Source organism: Vibrio sp. D173a, assembly GCF_030248475.1.
Map to the genome: position 1 here is coordinate 1 of NZ_JAHGAH010000977.1, position 684 is coordinate 684.

General features: G+C 43.3%; 1 protein-coding gene. It reads right to left on the bottom strand.

The window, feature by feature from the left end:
• Nucleotides 1–62: 62 nt before the first annotated feature.
• Nucleotides 63–684: Wzy polymerase domain-containing protein (locus KIV40_RS30685; RefSeq protein WP_285353063.1), on the bottom strand; the 622-nt coding region annotated here is incomplete at its 5' end.

Genomic DNA, 684 nt, shown 5'->3' on the forward strand with positions numbered 1-684 from the left:
TCAAGAATATCCCAATCAGAAAGGCGAACGAGTTATAAACCGTTCGCCTTTTTTATTGATGTTTATTCAGCCGTCTCTTGTGCTTGTGATGTCGCTGATTTTGCTTGTGATGGACGCTGATACTGCACTGTCGAGAAGTCTCGGTTCGGGAACAAGAATTGCGCTTCGCTACGAATCTGCTCTGCTTTGCTTTCGTCACCCAAGCCTTGGTAAGCCAAGATCAGGTTGTTGTAAAACGCAGGTCGTGGCTTCGACTTGATGATATTTAGAGACCAATCAATATACGGCTGAATCAGTTTTGGATCTTCTTGATAGAGGCCGATATTGAGGTAAGTGCTGTAGATATCCCAATCGTAGCGATCTTTCCAAACCACAGGGTTCGAAACCTCTTTCAGAATATCCGGATTTTTAGGCTGTGATTTCTCAAACTTGGTCAGCACATAGTTGGTGTGCAAGGCGCTCAACATATAGAAGCTTACAAGAATTGGCACGACCAAGCTCGTTACTCTAAATAAGGTCTTACTGATAACGCTGAACCCCTTTTGGTAATGGTAGGAAGTGCGTTGATCAACCCAATAAAGGAGCACTATAAAGGTGATCCAGTGAATAGCCGAATGGTAGAACGGGTACTCTAATTGTGAGTGCAATACGATTGGTAAAAATAAAGCAAACAACGCAAGCTGT